Origin of the sequence: Paenibacillus sp. IHBB 10380 (genome assembly GCF_000949425.1) — a bacterium.
Taxonomy (GTDB): Bacteria; Bacillota; Bacilli; order Paenibacillales; family Paenibacillaceae; genus Paenibacillus_AQ.
Map to the genome: position 1 here is coordinate 3,695,236 of NZ_CP010976.1, position 25,309 is coordinate 3,720,544.

20 protein-coding genes are annotated in these 25,309 nt (G+C 42.8%); 2 read left to right on the forward strand and 18 right to left on the reverse strand.

Annotation, left to right across the window (positions count from 1 at the left end; all coding sequences use genetic code 11):
• Positions 1-232: 232 nt before the first annotated feature.
• The 10 genes from UB51_RS16520 to UB51_RS16565 all read right to left on the reverse strand — a co-directional run bounded on the left by UB51_RS16520 (position 233) and on the right by UB51_RS16565 (position 15,463).
• Entirely contained in the window at positions 233-3,061 is a 2,829-nt protein-coding gene (locus tag UB51_RS16520; RefSeq protein ID WP_052675972.1) for a VWA domain-containing protein, read from the reverse strand.
• Positions 3,045-5,024, reverse strand: coding sequence for a vWA domain-containing protein (locus tag UB51_RS16525; RefSeq protein WP_044878251.1), 1,980 nt, complete (start codon positions 5,022-5,024; stop codon positions 3,045-3,047). Before UB51_RS16525 ends, UB51_RS16520 begins: the two co-directional genes overlap by 17 nt.
• Before the next feature lie 169 nt (positions 5,025-5,193).
• Positions 5,194-6,129 (reverse strand): DUF58 domain-containing protein, encoded by a 936-nt coding sequence (locus UB51_RS16530; protein ID WP_044878252.1) that lies wholly within the window; start codon positions 6,127-6,129, stop codon positions 5,194-5,196.
• The gene (locus UB51_RS16535; protein ID WP_044878253.1) at positions 6,126-7,115 is read right to left on the reverse strand and encodes an AAA family ATPase; all 990 of its coding nucleotides are present in this window, start codon (positions 7,113-7,115) and stop codon (positions 6,126-6,128) included. Before UB51_RS16535 ends, UB51_RS16530 begins: the two co-directional genes overlap by 4 nt.
• A gap of 44 nt (positions 7,116-7,159) precedes the next feature.
• Positions 7,160-8,851 carry a hypothetical protein gene (locus tag UB51_RS16540; RefSeq protein WP_052675973.1) on the reverse strand — a complete coding sequence of 564 codons (1,692 nt, stop codon included), beginning with the start codon at positions 8,849-8,851 and terminating at the stop codon, positions 7,160-7,162.
• A gap of 46 nt (positions 8,852-8,897) precedes the next feature.
• Positions 8,898-9,845, reverse strand: a complete 948-nt coding sequence (locus UB51_RS16545) for an ABC transporter permease (RefSeq protein WP_044878254.1) — start codon at positions 9,843-9,845, stop codon at positions 8,898-8,900.
• Entirely contained in the window at positions 9,832-10,770 is a 939-nt protein-coding gene (locus UB51_RS16550; RefSeq protein WP_044878255.1) for an ABC transporter ATP-binding protein, read from the reverse strand. Before UB51_RS16550 ends, UB51_RS16545 begins: the two co-directional genes overlap by 14 nt.
• Complete coding sequence (locus tag UB51_RS16555; RefSeq protein ID WP_044878256.1) at positions 10,767-13,145, reverse strand: DUF7408 domain-containing protein; 2,379 nt, start codon at positions 13,143-13,145, stop codon at positions 10,767-10,769. Before UB51_RS16555 ends, UB51_RS16550 begins: the two co-directional genes overlap by 4 nt.
• A gap of 254 nt (positions 13,146-13,399) precedes the next feature.
• A complete protein-coding gene (gene purU, locus UB51_RS16560) occupies positions 13,400-14,299 on the reverse strand; it encodes a formyltetrahydrofolate deformylase (protein WP_044878257.1) in 900 nt (299 codons plus the stop codon).
• A gap of 54 nt (positions 14,300-14,353) precedes the next feature.
• Complete coding sequence (locus UB51_RS16565; protein ID WP_044878258.1) at positions 14,354-15,463, reverse strand: deoxyribonuclease IV; 1,110 nt, start codon at positions 15,461-15,463, stop codon at positions 14,354-14,356.
• Between the two features lie 127 nt (positions 15,464-15,590).
• Here UB51_RS16565 and UB51_RS16570 point away from each other — a divergent pair, with 127 nt between their 5' ends.
• Entirely contained in the window at positions 15,591-16,061 is a 471-nt protein-coding gene (locus UB51_RS16570) for a DUF2621 domain-containing protein (RefSeq protein ID WP_044878259.1), read from the forward strand.
• A 115-nt stretch (positions 16,062-16,176) separates the two neighbouring features.
• Complete coding sequence (locus tag UB51_RS16575; protein WP_044878260.1) at positions 16,177-17,091, forward strand: TIGR01777 family oxidoreductase; 915 nt, start codon at positions 16,177-16,179, stop codon at positions 17,089-17,091.
• A gap of 52 nt (positions 17,092-17,143) precedes the next feature.
• On the opposite strand, the gene UB51_RS16580 is transcribed toward UB51_RS16575, so the two are convergent.
• The 8 genes from UB51_RS16580 to UB51_RS16615 all read right to left on the reverse strand — a co-directional run bounded on the left by UB51_RS16580 (position 17,144) and on the right by UB51_RS16615 (position 25,303).
• Positions 17,144-18,907 (reverse strand): DUF6382 domain-containing protein, encoded by a 1,764-nt coding sequence (locus UB51_RS16580; protein WP_044880222.1) that lies wholly within the window; start codon positions 18,905-18,907, stop codon positions 17,144-17,146.
• A 28-nt stretch (positions 18,908-18,935) separates the two neighbouring features.
• The gene (locus UB51_RS16585) at positions 18,936-19,448 is read right to left on the reverse strand and encodes an A24 family peptidase (protein WP_044878261.1); all 513 of its coding nucleotides are present in this window, start codon (positions 19,446-19,448) and stop codon (positions 18,936-18,938) included.
• A 28-nt stretch (positions 19,449-19,476) separates the two neighbouring features.
• Complete coding sequence (locus tag UB51_RS16590) at positions 19,477-20,448, reverse strand: pilus assembly protein (protein ID WP_044878262.1); 972 nt, start codon at positions 20,446-20,448, stop codon at positions 19,477-19,479.
• Positions 20,417-22,693 carry a TadE/TadG family type IV pilus assembly protein gene (locus UB51_RS16595; RefSeq protein ID WP_044878263.1) on the reverse strand — a complete coding sequence of 759 codons (2,277 nt, stop codon included), beginning with the start codon at positions 22,691-22,693 and terminating at the stop codon, positions 20,417-20,419. Before UB51_RS16595 ends, UB51_RS16590 begins: the two co-directional genes overlap by 32 nt.
• Positions 22,694-22,758: 65 nt before the next feature.
• Positions 22,759-23,433: a TadE family protein gene (locus tag UB51_RS16600; RefSeq protein ID WP_044878264.1), complete on the reverse strand. Its 675-nt coding sequence runs from the start codon at positions 23,431-23,433 to the stop codon at positions 22,759-22,761.
• Positions 23,414-23,605 carry a Flp1 family type IVb pilin gene (locus UB51_RS16605; protein ID WP_044878265.1) on the reverse strand — a complete coding sequence of 64 codons (192 nt, stop codon included), beginning with the start codon at positions 23,603-23,605 and terminating at the stop codon, positions 23,414-23,416. Before UB51_RS16605 ends, UB51_RS16600 begins: the two co-directional genes overlap by 20 nt.
• 13 nt (positions 23,606-23,618) lie before the next feature.
• Positions 23,619-24,491 (reverse strand): type II secretion system F family protein, encoded by an 873-nt coding sequence (locus UB51_RS16610; RefSeq protein ID WP_044878266.1) that lies wholly within the window; start codon positions 24,489-24,491, stop codon positions 23,619-23,621.
• Positions 24,492-24,505: 14 nt separating this feature from the next.
• The gene (locus tag UB51_RS16615; RefSeq protein ID WP_044880223.1) at positions 24,506-25,303 is read right to left on the reverse strand and encodes a type II secretion system F family protein; all 798 of its coding nucleotides are present in this window, start codon (positions 25,301-25,303) and stop codon (positions 24,506-24,508) included.
• Positions 25,304-25,309 lie beyond the last annotated feature (6 nt).

Consider the following 25,309-nt stretch of genomic DNA (forward strand, 5'->3'; position numbering starts at 1 on the left):
CATTATTCACCATGTTGTTCTATAGTAAATGCTCTGGGATATCTAAGGAAGAGCCTCGAACTCTTCCAGATGCCAGATTTAGTATTTTGCTTCAACAACAACGGGTGAGTGAACATTTAAAATAAGAGCCATCCATAAAGTATATCTGGATGGCTCTTAACTATATTCTAGCGCTCTTCGCGAATATCCAGACTAGATTAGCAGACACAAGCTAAGCTACTACCCACTTCAATCAGCGCAGATTGCGCTTCTTGGCAGCTAGCAGGCGGTCCATCGACGTAGACCGCTCCTGTTCCCGCGGCGGCTCTGCCGATGCCGCTGCTTCTTGCGCCCCACCCGGCTGCGACTGCCGGGGCTTCGGTGCAGTTGGCGGCGCTGCGGAGCCGCCGCCATAAAAGGCTGCGGCGCGTTCCTTGCGCGCCGCTAGCCGAGTGAGCCCAGCGGCTGGCGTAGCCTCGCCGGGCTCACTCGCACGAGCAGGCCGCCGCCGCAAGGCCGCGGCGAGGCGTTCTGCCATTGCGCGCCATGGCAACGCCAAGCGGCGCACCGCAATATCTGCTACCCATAGCAGCAGAACAGCTACAAGTAACCTATAGTTCCAATCTTGTAGCGATTTAGTCGCCCTCGCTTTGGGTGCGAATAACTCCTCAGGGTGATCCCAAGATAGTATACGTCCACCCGTTAGTTCAGCAAGTCGACTCAACTCCTGCTGAGAGTCTCCAATTGTAATACGGTACTCTGGAGAATAAGGGACAATTAACCCACTTCCAGGTGCTACAACTTTGTCGCTTTTCCCGCTATCATCTACCAAAGACAACATGAAGGCTCCTGGTTTATCTACCGTCATATCCCCTGTGTAATGACCTGGAGATTCCTGAACAAGCATCACCTTTCGTTCCTTCAGATCTTCCCCAGTAACGACCGCTTGTAATGAATCGGGTACAGGTTCATCACCGTTAACAGCTACTTCTAAATGAACTTGATTTCCTTCAACCTCACTCTTTATTTCGTAAGGGGAAGCTGTAAACTGTGGAAAGGTCCATTTAATCATCTGTGTTAACACATCAGAGAAACCTGCCCAAGATACCCATTCCTTTGACCATTTTCCAGTTAAATCACTAGTCCAAGCTACAGTTCGGCCTGAACCGTACTGCCATCTAGACAATAGTGGATCTGGTTCTGGACTAACAAGCGCTGTCTGTGCAGTAGATTTCGAAGTTGTCGCTATATAACCATAAATCGTTGGTACGCCATTCTCAAAAAGAGTATTCCATTCCCCAGTATCCTGCAATGCAGGGATAAATGGCTTATCTACAATGTATGACTGGGCCATCATCACCGCTTCACGACTGAAAATAGCCGGTATCGTTGTTTCATCCTGAACGAAATAATAACGCCCTTTAGAAGACTCTGCTAAAGTTTGCAACAGCACAGTATCCGCATCCTGACCTACAGCCACTGAAGATAGTGTGATTTTATCCTTCTTCATTTGTTCTACAAGACCTTGATATGCCCCATTACCTGCTGACTGACCATCTGTCATTAGAATAATATGCTTACGCTGTGCTGTAACTGCTAACAATTTCTGTACAGCTGAATTTAATGCAGGATAAATATCTGTTCCTCCATTACTTGGAATGGATTGGATCTGACTTAATATGTCTTTCTTATCCGATACCTTTTGCGGTTCAACAACCCACCAAGGCTGATCGTCAAAAGCAACAACACCCACAGTATCTTTAGGCCGTAACAATTCAACAGTGCGCATTGCCGCTTCCTTGGCTAGCTCGATCTTAGCTCCACTCATACTCCCTGAACGGTCAATGACTAGAATTAGCCCAAGGGAAGGGATCTCACGCTTTCCTTCTAAATCCATCGACACAGGCAGTAGCTTCTCAATGGGAGTCTTGAAATACCCCCCCATACCGAAACTATCTTCACCACCTGCCATCATGAACCCGATCCCGTAGCTACGAACTGCCTGCTCAATGAGATCCATCTGACGCCCACTAACCCTGTCTCCCGACACATTGTTAAAAACGATACTATCATAGGCGCCATATTTAGCCAGTTCACTAGGTAAAAGTTCCGGCGCTATCACCTCGTATTGAATAAGTCCTGATAATAAAGCCGCCGTGATATTGTTAGAAGTTCCTTGCTCGCCTTCTACAATGAGCACTTTTGGGGGTCCATCTACGCGGGTAAAGGCATAACCTGTATTATTCGCAGACTGATCGTCACCCTCCATGAAGATTTCAGCACGATAACGATGTAATCCCGTTGTTTTAGCTAATCCCTTCAAACCATAGCGGTTATCTCCAGACGATACCTCGACCTTTTGCCTACCAATTTCTCGATTATCTTCATATAAACGTAGCTCTCCAGAGGCCTCGTAGGTGCTACGCAACAACACCTCGAAATAAAAAGATTCCGCTTGATAGAGCTTATCTGGTACAACAAGTTCTTCAACGGATACATCACGAATGGCTGGCTGAGGTGCTTCTAGAACATCAACTGCGATCCCTCGATCCTTAAGCAATCTTCCAGCGGAAAGCATACTCCCCACATTTTCTTCTCCATCTGAAACCATCACAATCCGTGAATCTCCAATCTGACTGAGAAGACTGCTCCCGAGCTGTAACCCTGCTTCCAAATTACTGAATTCTCGTTTCAACGAAGCATCGAATTGAACCTCATTAACCTCAGCCGAAGATAGCCGTCGTTCAACGGCAGAATCAAGACCAGCGGATACAAGGGACGTTTGATCTTCCTTGTCTTTACGCTTCGCTGATTCCTGAATCCACGCGACTAACTGATCTTCATCTGCCATGCTGTAGGAACGATCGACAAGATACACGACTTCCTTTTGATATACAAGGTTGTATGTTTGTATTCCTGAAAGCATCAGAACTAGCAATAATAGAATCGTCGACCTTATACCAATGGCCCATTTCTTACGCGAACCAGATAATCGGAAATCAGATTTATAGGCGTATACCATGAGTACAATCAACGGAATAAGTAGCAATAATAGCCATGGATGACTAAATTGAATGCCCACGTTGGTACACCCCCCATTCCAGCAATATGACAGTAAGTACAGCTGCAGCCAATATCCACATCAAAGATCTAGCGACCTGTGTCCCATTAGCGTGCCCCTTCTCCCCATCACCATGATTCTGTACCACAGCATCGGATGAAACATCAACGCCCTGTGTTAACAAAAGCTCCGTCTTCTGATCAACAGCTCCTTCGCTCGGATCAGTCGTCACCTCTACCCAGTAACGTGGAATATAACCATCTGCTCCCTGTTGCTCAAATGCGTATAATCCAGGTGTAGAAGGTACTCGTTGTAGAGCTATAAATCCTTGCGACCCTCGATCTGCTGCTATGGGTTCAATACCTGCTGATAAGGCTAGTCCAGCTTTAGCAACCCATTGTGCTTTCGCCGCTTCAACTGAGATGGGCACATCGATATGACTGCCTGCAATCACGCGTCCAAGTCCAGAACCTTCCCCACTAGTCAACCATGTTACCGCATTGTTAATGAGTATTGGAAATTCAGCAGATAACGGAAGATCACTATCCTCTAACTTAAAGAGAAAAGAAAGACGCGCATATCCTCCCTCTTTGCCAGCATATATAGCCGGCTTATCACCGATCTCAGCAATGGAATTTCCCCATACAGGTGGACTCTGGTCAAGCACAGTTCCGAAATACAACCCCGCTAAGGTCATATATTTCGTAACCGGATGATTTAATGGCTTTGCCTTCTCTCCACCGACTTTCACTTCTTGTCCCTCGCCACCAATGGTCCATAGAGGCGACTTACCTAACAATTTCGCCCACTCCCCCTGCTGCACAAATGCGGGAGCTATGCCTTCGATAATAACCAGATCAGGAGCTTGCTTGGGCACGGGAGGCTCTGACATATCCTTAGAATCCTCTGCTTGTTCACTCTTATCTATCGTCATCTTCGTAATTTCTGCACCCGTTAGTTGTAGTGCTCGCTCCAGAAATAAATTCCCGGAGCTTAAGTACAACACGCGAGGCGTAGTACTTCTACTTCCGAATGCAAAGGAAACGTTATCCGCCTCGTAATCATCACTCACCTGCAATTCAAGACGATATACCTCCGCGTCCTCTAGCTCTTGTAGATTGATCGTCGTATTCCCATCCGTCCGCCATTCTATAGTCTGTGTTCTTAGCAGTTTATCGTCCCCATAAAGCTCATACTCCACAGGTTCATTGTTTAGGCGGGTACTTTCTACCACTGCGACCGCTGTATTCCCTGCTTGGCCTTGCTGGACACCGAACTGTTTAATTGAAACATTATAGATCGCCGTTCCACCAATATCGATGACTTGACTCGCAACTTGAAAAGGAATCCCTTCCCCGTCACCCTTCCATTCTCCATCTGTAAATACCACAACTTCAGCATCTTGTTCCTCGCGAGTTAGCGCTGAGGCTAATGATAGCGTCTCACGATAGGCAGACTTACCGTAATAGGGTTCAAGTCCATCTATAGCTTCATTCAGCCTTGTCTGATCCTTCTCCCTAGAGATGACAATATTAGGATCGGATTCAAGACTGAGTAGCGTTATCTCACTTCCTTGAGCGTACTCTTCGATGTATTCCTTCACCTTAGCTTTCAATGCATCCATTCTTCTATATCCATCATCTACAGATTCATTGACCTCTGATGAATCTGTCGTTCTTGCACTCATGCTGCCGGAGGTATCCGCAACGATAACCACATGCCCTTTAGCATCAGCAGACACCCACCAATACGGCTGCATCAATGCAAATACAAGTAGGGCCGCTGCCAAGAGCTGCAACCACAACAGCAGACGACTCTGTAATTTCTGCCATGGACGGTTCGCCTCAATGTTGCGAAGAACCCGCTCCCATAACATATGGCTCGGTACCAACGTATCTATGAATTTCCGTTTCAACAAATACATGAGCAGAATGGCCGGTATACTCAAGCCAAATACCAGACCGAGCCACGACCCAATTCCCATGATTGATCCTCCTCAAAGCTTTGCGTAGCAAAGCTATCTTCGTAAGCATATACCAAACTTTGCATAGCAAAGTTATCTTCGTAAGCATATACAAAGCTTTGCGTAGCAAAGCTATCTTCGTAAGCATTATCCAAACTTTGCGTAGCAAAGTTATCTTCGTCACTCTATATTAAGTCATCACTAGTCCAGACTCTGCCAAGATGCCGAATACAGCCTCTTCAATCGGCATATCATTCGGAATCAGCACATAGGAAATGCCTCGTTCAGTTGCATAACTAGATAGGAAGTGCTGGTAGTTTTCCCATTCCTTTTTATATGTCTGTAGCACTTTCCCAGTCAAGGACACGTCCTTACCCGTCCCAATCTCACTATCTACAAGACGTAAATCTCCGCTGAACACCGGATTCATTTCTTCTTGAGATACAATATGCACAAGGACAACTTCTTGCCCAGCTCCTGCTAGACGAGATAATGCATTCCCAATTTCCTCTTCACCTTCATTTAGCCAAAAATCCGAAAATATCCAAGTCATCCCTGGAAGCCTTGGAATAGCGCCCGGTTCACTGAGACAGCTAGCTAGACTTCCTTCTCCTCCTACAGATGCCTCTTCAAGGAATTGAAACAATCGATGAATTGCTCCCCGTCCTCTTAGAATAGGAAGACGTGAGTCCAGAGAACGGCTATAATTTACTGCCTGTAAGCGTTCATATGAACAGAGTGCAATGTATCCAATGCTAGCGGCCAGTTGTTTAGCATACAATAGCTTACTCGGAACTTCGCTTACCCCATCGGTATTAGCTTTCGCTTTACGCTCTCCAAAATCCATCGATGTTGAACAGTCCACATACAGACTGACCATCAATTCCTGCTCATCCATGAACTGTCGGATAAACGGCTTACCTGTGCGAGAATATACACTCCAATCGAATCGCCGTATATCATCCCCGGGGGAGTATGGACGATAATCTGCAAATTCCAAGGAAGAACCTAAACGACGTGAACGCCGCTTCCCCTGAAGCGTGCCTGCCACCCTCCTGCCCGCACCCAGACTTAATCGTTCTAGGCGAGGAAGGATTTGTGGTGAGAGTAGATAGTGCCCACTCATGCCGTTCCCTCAAGACGATTCAGGATTTCCTGAACGATATGATCTGTTGAAATCCCCCTTGCTTGTGCTTCGAAGTTCAAGAACAGGCGATGCCGTAACGCTGGAATGGCTACGGCATGAATATCTCCAGTGGAGAGATGCATTCTACCTTGACATATAGCTCGTACTTTCCCTGTTGAGATAATCGATTGAATCCCACGTGGTCCTGATCCGAATCGGACGTACTTACGGACATCTTCTGGTGCAGATGATTCTTCTGGATGAGTCATCATAAGTAACTTCACAGCATAATCTAGCACTTCTTCTGCAACTAGCACTTCTTTGGCCCCTTGTTGTATTTCAATTAGCTCCGCACCAGTAGCTTGTTTATTCGCGACCGAGACATGTGATGAAGTTGTTCGACGCACAATTTCCTTCAATTCATCTGCGTTGGGATAAGGAACAAGAATCTTTAATAAGAACCGATCTAGTTGAGCTTCTGGAAGAGGATAGGTTCCCTCATTCTCCAGAGGATTCTGTGTAGCTAACACGAAAAATGGCTTGGGTAACACATGTGTATCATTTCCAATGGTAACCGTCTGCTCCTGCATCGCCTCTAGTAAAGCACTTTGCGTCTTCGGTGTTGCCCGGTTAATTTCATCTGCTAACACGATGCTACTAAATATCGGACCGCTCTGGAATGTCATCCCCGTCACCCCTTGATTACCAAAGGAAAGCACCTGTGTTCCTGTGATATCACTAGGCATTAAATCAGGTGTAAACTGAATCCGTGAGAAAGATAAGTCCAGACTATCAGCAATCGTACGCACTAACATAGTTTTCCCAAGGCCAGGTATACCTTCGAGTAAAGCATGACCTCCAGCAAAAATACACCAAAGCATCTGTTCTACTACCTCTTGCTGGCCTACAATCACTTCACCAATTTGAGCTCTTACGCGAGCTATCGTTTCCTTCCAAGCTTCTGGCTGTATACTTATATCGGACATGTCCAATCCTCCTCGTTCAACATCTCATGGTTAAATCTACTACTCTATGGATTAGGATTAATTGATGTGAAGTAACTCTCTACCAATCCCTGCATCTGCTGTGGAAGATCGCTGCGCCCCAGCGATTTCTTAGCCTCCTCAGCATAATTCTCATATACTTCTGCATAAGGTCGGCTAGCTCCATCCATAGTTGGAGACGTTCCACCCTTCTGAATGTCTCCGCCCCCTTGAGTAGGCCCTCCGTCACGCTGTACTCCACCTTTGCCAGCAAGATCACGCGGTGTAGTCACAAGTTCACGTCCACCCGTGCCTAATCCTGCCCCAGCACCTTGACCGCTTCCTGCTCCTCCACTACCGCCAGTACCCTGTCCAGAACCACTGCCTTGTCCACCCGAACCAGCTCCTTGGCCTTGACCTGCAGTGGAACCTTCCCCACCCTGACCTGTCGGAACATCTTGGACCTCACTCGGCTCACTTTCACTGGGTTCGCCACTCGAGCCCGCTTGGGCAAGCATTTCCCCGCTTCCCCCACTGCTCCAAGTGTCAGAATAGGATAGCCCTGCAGCTGCCATCTGATTAGCTAGACCCATTCCTTGTTTGGCTAATGCTGCGCTTAAAGCGGAAGCAGCGGCAGATTGCTGAGAGGCTAGCGACTTCGACGCCATAGCTTTCCCTAATTCTTCAGCTAATTGCTTCAATGCTTCGTCTTGCTTAGCTGAATCTCCCTTTTCTAATGCTTGCTCAAGCTTCTTCAACGCTTCCTTAAGCTGCTTATTCTCCGGATTTTCAGGAATCTCATCTGCTAATTTCTTCATAACTTCCCTCAACTTATCTTTCTCTGTGGGAGATAGCTTCTTCATTTTCTGCTTCAATTCATTTATAGCTTGATCAAGCTTTTCCGGGTTATTCTGCTGTAAGCTTTGTGCAAGTGCAGACATTTGTTTCAATTGACGCATTTTTTCTGCTATCTGAGCTAAAGGTTTTGCCTTTTCTTCTTGCTGCTTCGCCAATTTCTCCATAGCCTTCATGCTCTTCTCTAATTCATCTAGCGCTTTAAGAGGATCTTTTTGCCCAGCCAGTTCTTTCTGCAACCTATTCACTTGATCTAACAATGGCTTCTTGACGATGGGTACAAGCTTCTCAGCCTGAAGTTTCTTCGACAACTCTTCCGTTTGCTTCTCCTGTGCCTTGACCCATTCCTGCTGTTGCCTAGCTTCAGCTAATATTGTATCTTTCGGATTAGGAAGAAGGGTCAGTATTAGAACCAAGACGGCTAAAGATGCACAACTGATCCATATCCGCCGCTCTACAGGTAAAGGAAGTCGCCTTTTGATATCAGCCATAAAACGCTGTCCATACTTTGCTGCCTGCTCTCTTTGCCAATGCACAGCCGCATGATCCTGTTCCGCGAATGAAAGAGCCGTTACCATCATATCCCTACGCTCAGGTCCTTCTTCAGAAGCATCCATAGCGAAGGCAGCCTCAGTCAACGAAATACGATGAAGAAAGCCCCATAGCGTTCCAGCAATAAAACCTAGAAGGAATAAACCAAGAGCCATCCATATGACTCTATCTATCGGCCATATTCTAGCGACAACTAGTAGAATAATCCCCGCTGATAATCCACCAATACATCCATACCCAGCATATTGTAGAACACGAAATAATTGCAGTCTTCTTCGTACTGACATAACCGATTTATTAACCGTTAGCATACTTTGTTGTATCTGCTTCATTCTTCTCACCCTCCTTCCTTATAGAGAAATGATCATCGTTCACCACTTATTTGTCATGAAAATCTGAATCGACTCGTTCCATTGTTATTTCTTCTGTTGTCACCTCTGGTGATGTACTTCTCTTTCTTCGGCGCACCGGTCGAATCTTACGAATGCTAATGAATAAAGAGACGATAATCACAACAGAATAGACGATTACAAATTCCAACCATAATTGGATCGGAGCATCTGCTTGCATAGAGGAACCGTACACATGGAATATATTTCGTGAAAAGCTAGGGTCAAATATACTTAACATCGCCCCCGCAGGATTTAGCCCCAATATATATCCAACCCAAGAATACCCTGAGACTGTAATCCCACCATATTGCTGTTGCCACATACTTGAGAAGAACAGATATAAGAGTCCTGTAATTAGAAAAATAAATATACCTGTTCCATACGTAACAATGACTGAAATCATAGTCCGTTTAAACAACGTAGAGAACATCACACCAAGTGACCCTAGGAGAATCATTATGAATAAATAAAATAAGAACATATATACTAATTGCTGGGGTGAAATCCCACCATACAGAAATACAATACTGTACACAGGCATCGTTGCAACTACGATCAAGGCCATAAAACTAAGAGATGAGAATAACTTGCTAAAAATAATCGTGGCCGAGCTTTGCTGCGTTGTCAGTAGCATGCTAAGTGTCTGTTTCTCGCGTTCACTACTGATAACGCCTGCAGTAAGTGCAGGGGCCATAAAAGCAATCATTAATAGCTGTGCAAAACCCAACACATAGAACATCGTCTGGCTCATTCCTGAATTGAATCGTTGATTTCCACCATTGTTCACATACATCGTTATATATATAAAACCCATGGCAACGAACCCTAAGGCAAAGATATACAACATCACCGATACCATAGAACGTGGTGTACGCATTCTAAGGCGGAATTCTTTATCCAGTACAGGATTTATCCATCTCCTAGACCAATTCACTACCCATTCCCCCTTTGGTAATTTCTAAGAATACATCCTCCAGGTTAGTCTGCGCCTCATGGAAAGTAAGAACCTGAAAATCCCAAGAGATAATTTGCTGCAGTAGCTGACTTTGCTGCTCATCGTTCCCACTAAAGTGTGCATGTACGCCCGTGTTATCTGCTAGTACACCACTGACATATGCTTCATCACGCAAACGTACTGCAAGCTCCTCTTCTCTTCCGAGCGTCCGAATATGAAGCACCTTTTTGACACGAAGACTATTCTGGATATCAGATACTTTCCCTTGTGCCACCATGACACCATGCTCAATTACGCCGATCTCATCTACCATCTCTGCAAGCTCAGGCAGAATATGCGAAGAAATAATGATGGTCTTTCCCATTAACTTTAATTCTTTCAGTATTTCTCTCATTTCGATACGCGCTCTCGGATCTAATCCCGAAGCAGGTTCATCCAGAATCAACACCTCAGGATCATGCACGAGACAACGAGCTAGACATAACCGCTGCTTCATTCCTCTAGACAAACTATCTACGTAAAAGTCCTTCTTATCGCTAAGATTCACCAAATCTAGCAATTGTGGAATCAGCTTCTCTCGTTCACTACGCGGGATATTATAGCTCGCCCCATAGAAATGGAGATATTCCGTGGTTTTCAACTGATCATATACACCGAAGAAATCCGGCATATAACCGATCTTTTTACGAACTTCTTTAGGATATTCTGTTACCTCATAGCCATCCACCTTGGCTATACCCGAACTAGGTAACACAAGTGTCGCTAGTATAGACATGGTTGTTGACTTACCAGCACCATTAGGACCCACGAATCCGAATACCGTTCCTTTAGAAATGGTAAGATTGATATCCTTCAAGGCATCGAAGTTGCCATAACGTTTACTCAGATTTGTAATTTCAATCATGGTTTCACCGTTCCCTTCAGTCTCAATTGCGGTAGCATTAACGTAGTTTGGCTCTTGGTTGACACCATAAGTCGAATGACTTTGCCGTCCTCTATATACTTGTCGATGTTCTTAGCGACTGTCCATGCCCCATTGATCCACACAAGTTCTTGCCAATCCTGTTGTAATGTATCCCAAATTTTATACTCTGTATCTTGACCTGGATTCCCTGTATTTAAGGTCATCTCTTGAAATTGGGTAGCTTCGTCTAATTCAGGTAAGCTAAATTCGAAATTAGCGGTTCCCTGAGAAGTATCAATGAAACCATTCATCACCTGGTTCCATGAACCTGCAGTTACTTGCGTTACAATGGGAGGAATGAAGCCAAATGGAATATTAATTTTACTATTCTGCATTAACGCTACATTCACAGGCTGTGTCCACAAATTTAATTGATCACTCTTCATTTCTTTCCCTTTGTTCGAATAATTCAACATCGGATCTTTACTCCATCCAATAATATATGATCCTGTAGCATACCAAGACGTATTGGGTACGTAGTTCATCAACAACTCTCGCTCACGATTGAAGTTATTTCCCAAATTAGAGTTTGTATAAGGAAAGAGCAGTTGTCCAATATTTCCTCCATTTGAATTTGTACTTTGGCTTAAGGTAGTGTTGAGAATCTTCGCTTTTTCGTTCTTCCCAAGATCCCCAAGCTTATAGACTTGATCCCCAAGAACTAAAACTACATTGGATAGATCACTTGTCGTTCCATTGGTAATTTCCCCTTCAATTTCACCTTGATCATTCAAGGATAACTGAGTGTCCAATTGGCCGACTTGGTTCGTATTTCGTTGTTGTGCCCATATCTTAGCGAGCGACCATTGTGGCATATTTAATAGATTTAATTGCGTGCTCTGATCCGTTACTTCAATGAAACTATTACTTTCCCTACTATTCCCAAATGAGCCACTTTGACGATCGATTCTTAGATAAGTTCCCTTGGGGAATTCCAAACTATAGTCTCCACTACTTGGTGTGAAGAATGCCGAAGCACTCATCGTTGTTCCACTGCCATGTCCATCTAGCTCCAATATATTAATAGTATGTGCAAGTTCCTTCGTCTTATCTGCTGAACCTATCGTATATACCGCCCCACTAGCAATAACCGCAATCAAAGGTATAATCCACCATGCCCATTCCCGCTTGTCCACTTTTTTTAATATAAAATAAAGTAGCGGAGCAACAATAATGACATAGATGATTAGCATCCATAACAATATGCTGAACTGAGGCATTTTGAGAGATGGAAAGTACTCGAGGATATAACTAAGATTATTCATTGAATTTCCTGAATTCATCCCTCCTCCATTCTGCTGGAGGGGTAAATCAGCCCGCAATAGAGAAGCCCATACAAAAGGATGACCGCTCCAAGAAGCTACAGGGGCCATCGCAATATCGTATGCCGCATACAGGACAGTACCCTTCTCCACTTGCTTAGACACGAATAAAGGTTTGGTCCCTGCACTATACAGCACTTGACTTCCTTCTAATGGCTGCGCTTCAGATAAAGTAAACTCTCCTTCAAGGTCTAATGGCTTGCCACCAAGCTTCGCAAGCTCTGGTAATGTCGTCACAGCAAATGTACCCTTATACTCAACAGGTGATAAATCCGCGAAAGCCGCTGCTGTCTTCGGATAACCTGCTCCACCAGCAAGGACTAGCGTCCCTCCTGACTTAACCCACTCAGATATACTTGCCGTTTGTTTCTTACTAAGACTATCTGAAGCAAACCGATTAATAACCAATATATCAAGACTATCAAGAAGCATAGGATCATATGGAATATCAGCGCGATTCAAAGAAACGATATCCAAATGATAACCGCTTCCAAGCAAGACGTTCATGAAATTCATTGTATCAGGGTCATCAGATAACACACCTATAACTCCTGTGCCCATGACGGATATACCTTCAAGATAACTTTTGCCAGATTTAAAAGGTATGTACTTTCCTTTCTCCACAGAATCTTGGTAGAACCTTATCTCATTGTTATCCTTATTATAGTGATTTCCTGGTATACCTAACGTTATTTCTTTCTCTGTATCCTTGGGCAATTCTACATGCTGAACATAAGATGCGTTGCCCATCATATAAATATCTGAACTTTGAATCACAATATCTCCAGAAATGTCGGTATCACTTGTTAATGTGATCTTAACTGGATTCCAGCGCCCATCCTTTAACTTGCTCCCATAACCCAGATCAATATCTATTGTAATAGATGGATCATCAGCATAGACAGTACTAGGAATCACCCACGATTGAACCATCATAGCTAACACGATTAAGGGCAGTATCATAACCTTAATATTTCTAATATACGAAGACAAAATCTATTCCCCTCCTAAAAGTCTATTTCTCTCACTAGTAATGACGTATAAACTTTGATAAAGTTTGCAATGCTTTCAAAAAAGATTGATTACAACATTTGATTTCTACATAAGTTATATTAAGCAAACTCATAGTTAAGTGAACCGAATGCGCTAGATGCATCATTAATGGAAATACAAAGAACCTTCAACACCCTTAATCCGTGAAGTCGAAGGTTCTTTTGTGTTTATTCTATTGTGTTATCATTTATAAATTAGTTAAACACTACGGTCTTATTCTCGTGTACCAGAATACGATCTTCAATATGCCATTTCACAGCTCTCGCTAATACGACACGTTCAATTGTCCGTCCAATCCGTTTCAGCTCACTCACATCGTCGCGATGGCTAACCCGCTGCACATCCTGTTCAATAATGGGTCCTCCATCAAGTTCCTCTGTCACATAGTGTGCCGTTGCCCCAATAATCTTAACGCCCCGTTGGTAGGCTTGTGCATAAGGCTTGCCTCCTACAAAAGCTGGTAAGAATGAGTGATGGATGTTAATGATCTGATTACGATAATGATGAATAAATGTAGGAGAAATGATCTGCATATATCTAGCAAGAATAATCACATCGATATCATCACCAATAACTTCAAGCTGTTTCTGCTCAGCTTCCTTCTTCGTCTCAGCCGTTACCGTTATCAAATGATAAGGGATGCCAAAGGATTCTACATATTCCTTCATATCAGGATGGTTACTAATGACCATCGCTATTTCGGCATCAAGATCTCCCGCTTGCCATTGCCATAGGAGTTCTACCAAGCAATGATCCTCCTTAGATACGAAGATAGCGAGTCTTTTCTTACGGCTTACATTATGGATCTTCCAATCCATGGTGAATTTAGAGGCAATAACTTTGAATTCAGCCTCAAGTTCAGGTAACTTACTGTCTAACTCGTGAAGATCAAACTCTACACGCATAAAGAACATGCCACCCGAAGGGTCCATCGTATACTGATCAGATTGGATGATATTCGCCCCATGCTGATACAGAAAATCCGATACAGCAGCTACAATACCAGGTCCATCAGGACAAGATATGAGCATCCGTGCACGCTCCTTGTGTGGATTTTTGGACAGCGATAGATTCTTGTTAATATGTACCTCCATGTGTATCCCCAACCTCTCTCCACAAAATAATGCCAATCATTCTGTACGTGATCTTTACTTACCAGCTAACCAAGCAATAATCCGATGGTTAATTTGTTCTTCACTCAATTCTGGGAAAAGATCGGCTTCCATAACCATATCATATAAGCGTTCTAAGGGTTCTCGTGGATCAGCCTTCTTCGCCTTTGCATCATTCTTAAGCAAGTTCCATACATCTAGAACATACTGGCGAGAGTCAATATGCTGTTCATTAAAGAACTCACGAAGTTTGTCCACCTGGTTATGAAATTCTGATCCGAATCTCTCCGCAGTATTTCCACGTAAAAGCGCAATCTCCACTTCGTACATTGGACGCTGAGTTTTGGCATCTTTTCCAATCCAAGGCGTCTCTAAGATAAAAGGCTTCCCTTGAAGCAACTCATGGTGCACAATACGGTTAATGGTGTCAAACCCAATATAACCACTACCAATCGGAGTATGTCGGTCTTTACCGGCTCCACGTGAGTTCTTACTATCATTTAAATGGATAACACCGATTCTATCTATTCCTATTGTCTTATCAAACTCAGCAAGTACACCATCTAGATCATCTACTATGTCATACCCCGCATCATGAATGTGACAAGTATCCAGACAAACCGTTAGACGCTCGTTATGTTTCACTTTTTCAATAATTTGAGCAATCTCTTGGAAACTACGACCTATTTCTGTTCCTTTACCAGCCATCGTCTCTAATGCAATATGAACATCTGTCTCACTCGTACCCTCTAATACATCGTTCAGTCCATCCGCGATACGTTGAATTCCATATTCAGCATCCTTGTCTGTAAAAGCCCCAGGATGTAGGACGATATTCTTAACACCAATCGCATGTGTACGACGAATTTCTTCCTGCAGAAAGCTCACAGCAAGTTCATAGATATTCTCCTTATATGAAGCCAAGTTGACAATATACGGAGCATGGACAACAATCTCATCCATCCCATTCTGTTCCATTACCTGCTTGCCTTCTTCAATGTGCATAGAATCAATCGGCTTGCGACGCGTATTCTGTGGTGCACCTGTATATATCATAAACGAACTAGAACCGTAGGTATTTGCTTCTTTCGCTGCACTTAATAGGCCCTTGTCCGAAAAGGACACATGGGAACCAATCTTCAACATACGCTCCATCTCCCTTTATAATCGAATAACCTTTATTTTAACTCCAATATCGAAATAAATCTAGAAATGCGTTATAATTCAGATGAAGGTTTCTGAATATGATTAATATCATTGAGGTGAACAATATATGCATTCGACATTTGTTATTCATATTTTGTCCAGCACTACCCCCAACCGATGGTTCATGAACTCTATCGCTTTCTGGACGGTTGTCATGATGGGAGCTATGTGTATAGGCGGCTTCTTCATGTTTCGTAAGTTCTTGAAAGTGCTTCCTAAAGCGGATGGTAAGTCTAAACTGGATTGGCAGAACTACTGGGTTGAGCAAAGTCGCTCGTTATGGACTACCGAATCCCTAGCTTTCTTAGATCAGCTAGTGGCACCTGTACCTACTCCTTTTCGTGATATTGCGAAACATTCAATTTCAGCTGAGATTGGTAAGATTGCCGTTGAGAGCAAAGCATCGGAAGTAACTAGAGATCACTGTATTAAAGGATATATTGTAGCTACACCTAAACGTGATAACAAGTTCTTGGTCACTTTTTTGAAGAAAAGCAACATTGATTACACGCCTTACAAGCATCTCATAAATAAATAAGTATAACTATACCCCCTACAGACAAAATCGCATTGAGGAAATTAAACCTTCAACAATATGATTTCCTAGTAGGGGGTATTCTATAATCAGGAATGGATAAGGGAGGGTATTCAACATGAAGATTGTAGTTTGTGGGGGAACAGGCTTTATAGGAAAAGCTTTGACTGAATATTTACTCAAAGAGCAATCTGAACAAAGTCACCGAGTGATTATCGTTACTCGTAACCAGCCAAAGAACACCATGCATCACCCACAGCTGGAATATATGACTTGGGATCAAATACATAACAATCCGTCTTTACTAGAAGGTATTGATACCCTCGTCAATTTAGCTGGCGCTTCCCTAAGTCAATTATGGACTCGACAAGCTAAAGAACGAATTATTCAATCCAGAATGAAGACAGTCTCAGCAGTAGCCAAGCTAATAGCATCCTTGAAAAGAAAGCCACCTGTCGTTATTCAGGCTTCGGCTATTGCTATTTATGGCACTTCATTTCATGAAACATTTGATGAGACACACCAACCGCGTGTGAACGATTTCCCTTCAGACGTTGTAGAACAATGGGAACATGCAGCGGACAACATTCAGAATGTAAGACTCGTGAAGCTACGAGTGAGTGTTGTACTTGGTAATGAGGGTGGTGCCTTCCCTATGATGAAGCTTCCCTACATGCTTGGGGCAGGTGGAAGAATAGGAAGTGGGCAACAGTGGATGTCATGGATTCATATTCATGATATCGTTCGATTAATCGAGTTCTGTATTATCAATCCAAACATCGAGGGACCCGTTAATGCCTCTTCTCCTGAACCTGTAACGAATGATAAATTCGGTAGATCTGTTGGAGCCGTATATCACCGGCCTCACTGGTTTCCTGTACCCAGCTTTTTGCTAAAAACCATTGTTGGCGAGTTATCACTTATCCTGCTCCAAGGACAACGTGTGATCCCAGCGAAGGCTCTAAACCATGGTTTTATGTTCACTTATCCTCGATTAAAGACTGCACTTGAAGAACTTAAAACTAGTAAATAAATATAGAGTTCAATACCAAACCTTAGGACTTCAGATACCATCAAGCGATCCGTCATGCACTACGATAAGTATATTCTCCACGGACAATCGTGAATACGTCACCGTCTTGAAGAGTGTATTCTTTGTAAGATACCATAGACTGTTTATTCAGTATCGTTCCGTTCTTAGAGCCTAAGTCTTTAATCACATACCCTCCTCCACTTACTCTGGATAGCTCCACATGAGCTCTTGAAGTACCCGGCATCTCTTCAACAAATTGAGCAACGTCAGTGGACCTTCCAATAATGAAGTGGGGACAATGAAGCTCAATCACTTCCAAAGGCCTCCCTTCTGGAACATCTTGACCCTCTTCTCTGCGCTCCAAGTACGAACAGGGCTGAGGTGATTTCAAAGAATTCACTTTATCTATTGATATTTCTGGCTTAAGAAGAACCGTTGCTTGCGTCCGTGACGAGGATAGCATCTCTGTTCTATGACCTAATTGGGCATAGTAATTCCCTTCCTCATCATCCTTATGGAATGAAGTAACATGCTTTGGCTCTGGCTCCCACAATGGCTCCTTCGAACCTAAGTTTGGAGACTCTGGAAACGTCCATTTCTCACGTAATAGCTTCATTTCATTCCTTTCCTGTTCTTTCAGCTTGTTTTTCCCCTTCTCTTTGGGAGACCCACTAAAGAAACCAGTCAGCCTTTCTACTTGAAATGGTGTGTTATGCTTCTTAACTGGACTTGAGTCCACCAATTCACCCGAATCAAACATAGATAGAGAATGATGCAACGGTTCCTCTTGATCAGCCCCACTTCGTAGATGTAGCTTCCCTCTCCATCCCATCCACGTTAGAATTCCTAGAGAAACCGTCAACACTATACTGACAAAAAGCATTAATTTACTTGGATTGTTCATATATAGAAATTTCCACAATAAAGCACTAACTAACATATAACCCACCATTAGATATGTTCTGATGGCAGAGTTACGCTCACTATCCTCTTCCATTTCTGATTCATCAGATTCATTCATCCTTGTGGACGATGGCATCTTCATCTGATGATGTGACAGCTCCACCCCATTCTTCACAGGTCGTCGTTCTAATTGATTCATTACCAATCTATCATCATCAATTTGATTGGAAGCAGTATGGATCTCACGATCCACCGCAAATCTCTGACTATGAGATTCTATCGATGGATGTGTGGAGACCCTTGGAGGAGAATTAATACGCCGCTGCTCATGTGAAACAGATTGTTCTCCATCCTCAGCAAGTAGATTTAGAAGCATTCTCCGCAACCCTAGCAATGTGAAACCATCATCGGCGACATATTGAAGCAAACGCTGAACACCATTTCCTTGTAATGCAGACACCGCTGTCATAAGTCTAGTTATTAAATGGCTCAAGGAAGCCCCTACAGACACACTTTCCATATTCAATACAGGGACATAAGTTAAATAAAGTGAGCCTATTTGAAGTGTTCCTTCAACAAAAATATAATCCTCATTCAGCTTGTATTTATCTGGCTGTAACATATACAACTTACTTTCTTCAAGCGTACTCACAATTTGAAGTAGCAACCCATAATACTCAGCCATATTCAGCTTCTCACTTTTCAGCAAGTGGGATAACATTTTTTTGTCCGTAATATCATATTGAAGTACCACTTTGAAATCTAACTCTTTCAATCTTAGTGTCAAATGATGAGGAATTCGAGCCGCGGAGATCATGTTTGTCTGAACTCGAATGATGTGCGAAGATGGAAAACCCTCCACTCCACCTAGCACCATATAGGTACCCCCATTATGGATAAAGTCACGTTGCATATCAGTCAATTTAGACACCCCTTATTTATTAAGAAACGATATATAAATAAGCACTAATTACTCCCGGCACAACCGCTAGCATAAAGGGAAATCTAAGTGGCTCCTTACCGCTATTCTTTAATATGCTAATATCTTTCATGATAAAGAATCCTGCTATCCCTTTAGATATATTTCTAATTCTAGAGAGGGTCTCTCTTCGCCATAATAATATAATGATTCCTATCAGGCTTGCGTATAAGATAGAATACAACATAGCTTGGACTGTAAAAAGAACTCCTGTCCACGTACCAATTCCTCCAAATAATTTGACATCTCCTGCACCCACGGCCCCCATCCAATACATGAATAACAGTATTCCGAATCCAGCTAGAAAACCTTTTCCTGAGAATAGAAATCCCTCCCAGCCCGCATTTATTATTTGATACAGCATGCCGGAAGCCATTGCAGGAATGGTAAGTTTATTCGGTATTTTCATCGTTCTGACATCTGTAATAAATGCAACGATTACAAGCAATGCACATCCCCAATAGGCGAACTCCATCTCTTATCTTCCCTTCTTCGTAATTCCATTAATCCCGGTCAACCACGGTGAACGTCACTTCCATACTTTTTCCGTCTTCTGCCTTAACAACAAAGGACCATGTGCCTGGTGTCGTATTCGGACCCACAGACCACTCCCACTCTATATAGCCATCTGCATCTGCACGACTCCAGCCAAGATACTTCGCGGTACTCTCGCCACTTTTATAAAAAACAGAAAGATGTGCATGACTGTCCGGAGCTACCTTCACCCTAACTTTAGTCTTCTTGCTAACTACCGCAGGATTAGGTTTTTCTATCAATTGAATAGATCCCGAATCTTCTGTAGACTCTTCATGACTTCCATCTGAAGCATCTGATGTATCCCCAATCCACAGGCGCTCTTCCGATCTAGCCTGTAATACTATCTTTTTATTAATAAAAGGAACCCTCATAGGTAACTCATAACTTACTTCTATTCCGAAATACGGATTGTTCCTAGTCTTCATATCAGGCACATGAATGTTAGAAACGTGGATTCGACCATAACTTAGCATTTGGCTCTGCATGAAGGGCTTTAGAAGAGGTTTTACGATTGGATCAAGAACTGCCTCTGCCGTGCTATTCTTCAAGTTTTGTAATGGCTCGTCTCCCGTAGCTGCAGCTGCCATTATCCAATCACTAAGTGGTGCAGGGAGAGATTTACTATACTCAGATGCCCAATCTGTAACGGAGAGCTTAGGTATAATCCAATTCCCAGTTAGCTTTGATCCACCTTCCACATCCTCCGTAGCATCAGGTGTAACAGCCAACGCAACAGGATACATATGTGTAGATACCATCTTGACAGTATCCGATACTGTGCTTTGTAATGCCGTAGAAATCAAAGTCATCTGAACCATATAAATAAGAAATAATATAAAAAATATAAACAGCGGAAATACTAGAGCAGCCTCAAGTACGATGCTCCCCTGTTCACTTGATGTTTTTCTAATATGAAAAGTCCGCTTTCTTAGTAACATAATAACGGTTCCCTTCCACTTCATCTTGGCTACCAGAAACAAATCCAACCATCTTCATGACTCCGGGGAGAAACCACAGTCTCATCCCTATTCTGGCTTCACTAGAGGCATAAGTAGCTCTTTCCGCAGGATTAATCCCCGTATTAAAACGAATCAGTGAGAGTATCCGCGACATTTTTTTATCATTGTTACTATGAATAAACAGAAATAGTCTCAAATAATCTCGATAAGTTATCCTGACTCTCAAGTACGCGGATAACTCTACCGATCCTTTTTGACATAACTCAATCATGTCTGCTATCGCCATTTCAATACCGTATAACAACGCAGCTGCCAAAATTAACAATGGATTTCCCAGCTTACTATTCTTCACTAATCCCTCCATCGTACGTATCGCCAATCGAGTTGCAAAAATCTCTGCATAAGCAGCGGATACATTACCTACTGGATTATGAAATCCATACAGAATATACTCCAACTCCTGATTATGAATACTAAGCTGATCCACTATATCATCTCCGATTGAGCTTTCAGGATTACTCACTATTGACCCCAAGCGACTGACATCAAAGTGATGAAAATAGTTCGCTGCATATTCATTCTGATAGAATTCATCTGATAACATAGACATGATGCTACCCATAGAACCATATAAATCGTCCATATCATTCATAGCAGATTTACCCGCATCATATGGATCGTTATCTAGATCTGATCCTTTATAAGAGTCCCCTTGTGTTCCCTTATTAAAGGCTAAACTTTCCTCATAATACTGCTGAACCGTTCGATACTCTTCCAAATAGGCTTGTGCTTTATCATCCAACTCATGAATACTATTCAGAATCTTGGCTGCATCCTTTAGTTTTGCTTTAGCTTTCTTCTCTGTCGCCTTACGTTCTTTGTCTGAAGAACGATTCATCTCCAATTTCTTAATTTGCGTCTCAATAATGTTGCTTGAACCCGATAAGAAATAATTATGTAAGTAAGTTTCTAGTTGACGACTTATCTGGATTACAGTTGACTTCATTTGACTACTATTTCCGTAAATATCGGTGGCACTTCCTAGCTCAGAGTTAAACCGCATAAGCTGACTGTCAAGAGATTGATAGGCAGAGGTCTGAACCTCTATTTCCTTCTTCAATTCCTGTAACAATGATTCTGATAACAATACTTTCTGCGTCTGCTGGCGGATCTGTCCTATTGTATCAGCATCTTCCTTGCTTACATCCTCTTCACTTCCTGGTGAATTTCCACGGGTCACCTGATCATAACCTTCATTTACAGAACGACTCTCTGATTCTGCGATAACCTGTTTCATTTGTTCATTATAGCCATACGCTTCTTCCCACAATTCAAGCGACTGGGGCAGCATCTTCGCATGATTATCCCGAGCAGAGTTCTGTTTATTTGAAATTTGTGATAACAAGTTGGAGACTCCCCGTTGATATTCTTCAATCTTTTCCACGATATTGTCATCATCCGTATCACTATCATCGTCGTCATTTTCTTCATCACCGTCTTTATTTACCGCTGCAATTATTAATGATTGAGTAACATAGTCTTGATATTGCGCAGCAACATGGTTTCCAGCACGAATGCCACTGTTACCCAACGCTTCATCAGATATAAAACTACTTCCTTTTGAATCCATGATCAACTCCGAAAGAACTTTCGTACTTTGAGCAGCCTTCTTCTGTTTAACTAACATATCGTCTAGTGCCTCTTCACGTTTGTCATATAGCTTTTGAAGTTTTCTAAGTACATCTACAGTATTGGATGCTTCCTTCATTGATTTCGATAATGGTTTAAACTTATTCAATAATTCCAATGTGAAATCTATCGGAGCTTTATATTTCATTTCCTCACTAATTTGGCGATTGAATATATCATATTGTCCTAGCATACGGTCCATTTGCAAAGTGGAGGTGTCCAATTTAAGAGGAAGCACTGAAAATGCATCACTTCTATCCCCATGCTCCATACCTCCATTCAATACGGTAGCCATAATCTGATCGCCATTACTCTCACCAAATGCATACAAGCCGTAATTTTGCTGTAATTTCTGATCATAAGCAGACATTACTGAACGAACTCCTGAACGAATCAACCGTTCACTCTGAACCTTCATCGCAGCAATACGAGCATAATCAATAAAAATAGCTACGAAAACAAAGACGATCGTGAAAATCATAATCAGGAAAATCGAGACCGACCCTCTCTGCTCAGAATGCCATTTGCGAAGCATCTTCATTCTCCTCCCCTATTAACGGATACCCGTGTCTTCGCTGACGAAAGTTCATTCCACTAAAGCTATTTACCTGTTGATCCATACTTTGTCAGAACTTGAGCCGCATCGCTTTTATTCGTAGATTCCTCACCCATTCCTTTAAATTTAGCTCCGTAATAGCGCATTAGATCAACCGTACGAATAAATTCAACAGGTTCAACAACGATAGATTTAGCACTTACCTCAATACTAGAGCCACCCGATAATACTTTGTCCAACGGGGATAAATGAATATTCTGGTTTAATTGAGTGCTGACTTTACGCAGCAGTAGTGTATTCTGATAGGATATCTCCCCCTGGATGCTCCCTGTCATAAGTGGGCTCATTTTCGATAATTTCATAGTTGCAAGGGATCCATTCGAACCGTTACCTGGTAAATCAATAGACGCTGTATTCCCTACTCCTGCCCAACCGAAGATAGCACTTAGCATCTGGTCATCTGATATTCTCCAATACAGCGAGTCATAATTCCCTTTCGCAAAAGCTCCATTCGACGTATTTTTGTGACTGTTATCCCAACTATATGCCGACCTCTCGACCGCAATAGAGGCGACTTGTTGTAATATAGACTGCTGGTAAATATACATACAGAAGAACATTAGAATGAGCGTCACCATCAACACAATAGGCATAACAAGAGAAGCTTCAACAGTGAAGCTCCCCTCGTCATCTTTAAGCTTATCCATCAATAAATTCATTACTTTTCGTACCAATCTTCTCTAACAAGCTTTTAACAATATCAGATAGCTGTTTTCTAAAGATAACAGCTATAACAATAATTGCAGCTATAATCAAAATCATTTCCAGCATTCCTAGCCCATCTTCTTCTTCCCATAATCCTTTGGCTTGTCCTTGTATCATTGTTAACATTTCATCATTCCCCCTACATATTCATCATCATAAATGCTGGCGAACCTACTAGAACAACCACAACCAAAAATATAACGACCATCGGAAATACCAACTTGGATGATGCCTGTTCACCTCGCGTGCGAGTGATTACCTTACGTTTCTCCCATAGCACTCGGGATAAATCTCGTAAGGCAACTACAAAATCATTACCTCCCCTTCGAAAATTTAGTAGCACTGTGGTCGTGAAGACAGATACCTCTTGTAATGTACAGCGTTTACTAAAGTTCTCAAATGACTGCTGGAATGAGTAGCCACTATCCCAGTCCCCGATCATGCGAATCAATTCACGATATAAGGGATGATCTTTGTGCTCTTTCTTCCGTTCGACACAATGGACGATCGCCTTCTGTACCGTTTCACCCGCTCCTACAAGCAACACCATTTTGTTCAGCAGCTCCGTCAATTCCATCAGCATATCCTGATCTCGGTTCTGGACCTTTTTGTGAAGATCCTTGATCATTGCTGCGGGTAATAGAAGTGACATAACCCCTCCGAAAATCAGTCCAGTCTGTTCTCCCATTCCTATGGACAATAAACACCCAGCACATAGCAGAAGCCAGCTATAACACAACATTTCCCCCAAATAAAGTAACGTCATTTCACCACTGTATCTCATACCGTGAATCTTCTGAATTGACCGCTGAACCTTAAAGAAGAAGAATGGAAATCGAGTGGAAAGTTTAAATTTGTCCAATATCCACAACATAGGGGGTACCAACTTACTTAATCGTATTCCCTCCATAGGAAGCTTACTAAGTCGTTGATACTTGTCACCACCAAGCTGATTCAGCACCACCCAACCTCCCACTAGCAGAACCAGCATCACACTGCATATCACAATCATATCTATCCACCCCCTTACAATTTGATATCCATAATTTTTGAAATCCAGATAGAGCAAACCCCTAGTCCAATTAGGCAAAATGTTGAAATGATGTATCCAACCCCACTGTACATCGGCAGCATGTATTCTGGGGATGTTACATTCATAAATATGATCATCACAATAGGTGCAACAAGAATCGCCTTGGATTCGAATCTTTTCTGTGCAATGATGACGGAAATTTCCTGCTGGATATCGAGCTTCTCACTAATGATCGAAGACGTTCGACGTACTACCTCAACTAGATCTCCACCCGTTCTTTTACAAGAAGTAAATACATCAGCAAAATTTGTGATATCCTCCATATTAGCGCGGCGACTAAAATCCTGTAGAGCTTCCTCTATCGGCTCACCGTACTCCATGCGAGCACAAATAATGTTGAGCTCTCTAATTAAATCGTTCTCAGCTTCCGGATCAAGCATTCGTAAATCTTGAACGGCTTCTCTAAATCCATTCTCAACAGAACGTCCTGCGGATAGGGATGAAGATAAAGAATACAGTGCCTGTTTAAAATGTAGGCTCATGCTTGCTCTGCGGCGTTCTAGCATATGTTTCCTCCAGAAACGAGGAATGAGTAAGCCTGCACAAGAAAACAGCAGTGAAATAATCCATTGATGATAGAACAGATAACCCACAACGTAGAAAAGACCCCCACTAATCACAATACACATGCCTTTTTCAACACTACCCAGCTCGTAGTTACTATAGTCAGGGAGGTTCGTTCTGTGCGATGCTCTTAGCGGATCTAAGTGTTCACCCTCTTCTCTATGTATGGAGTT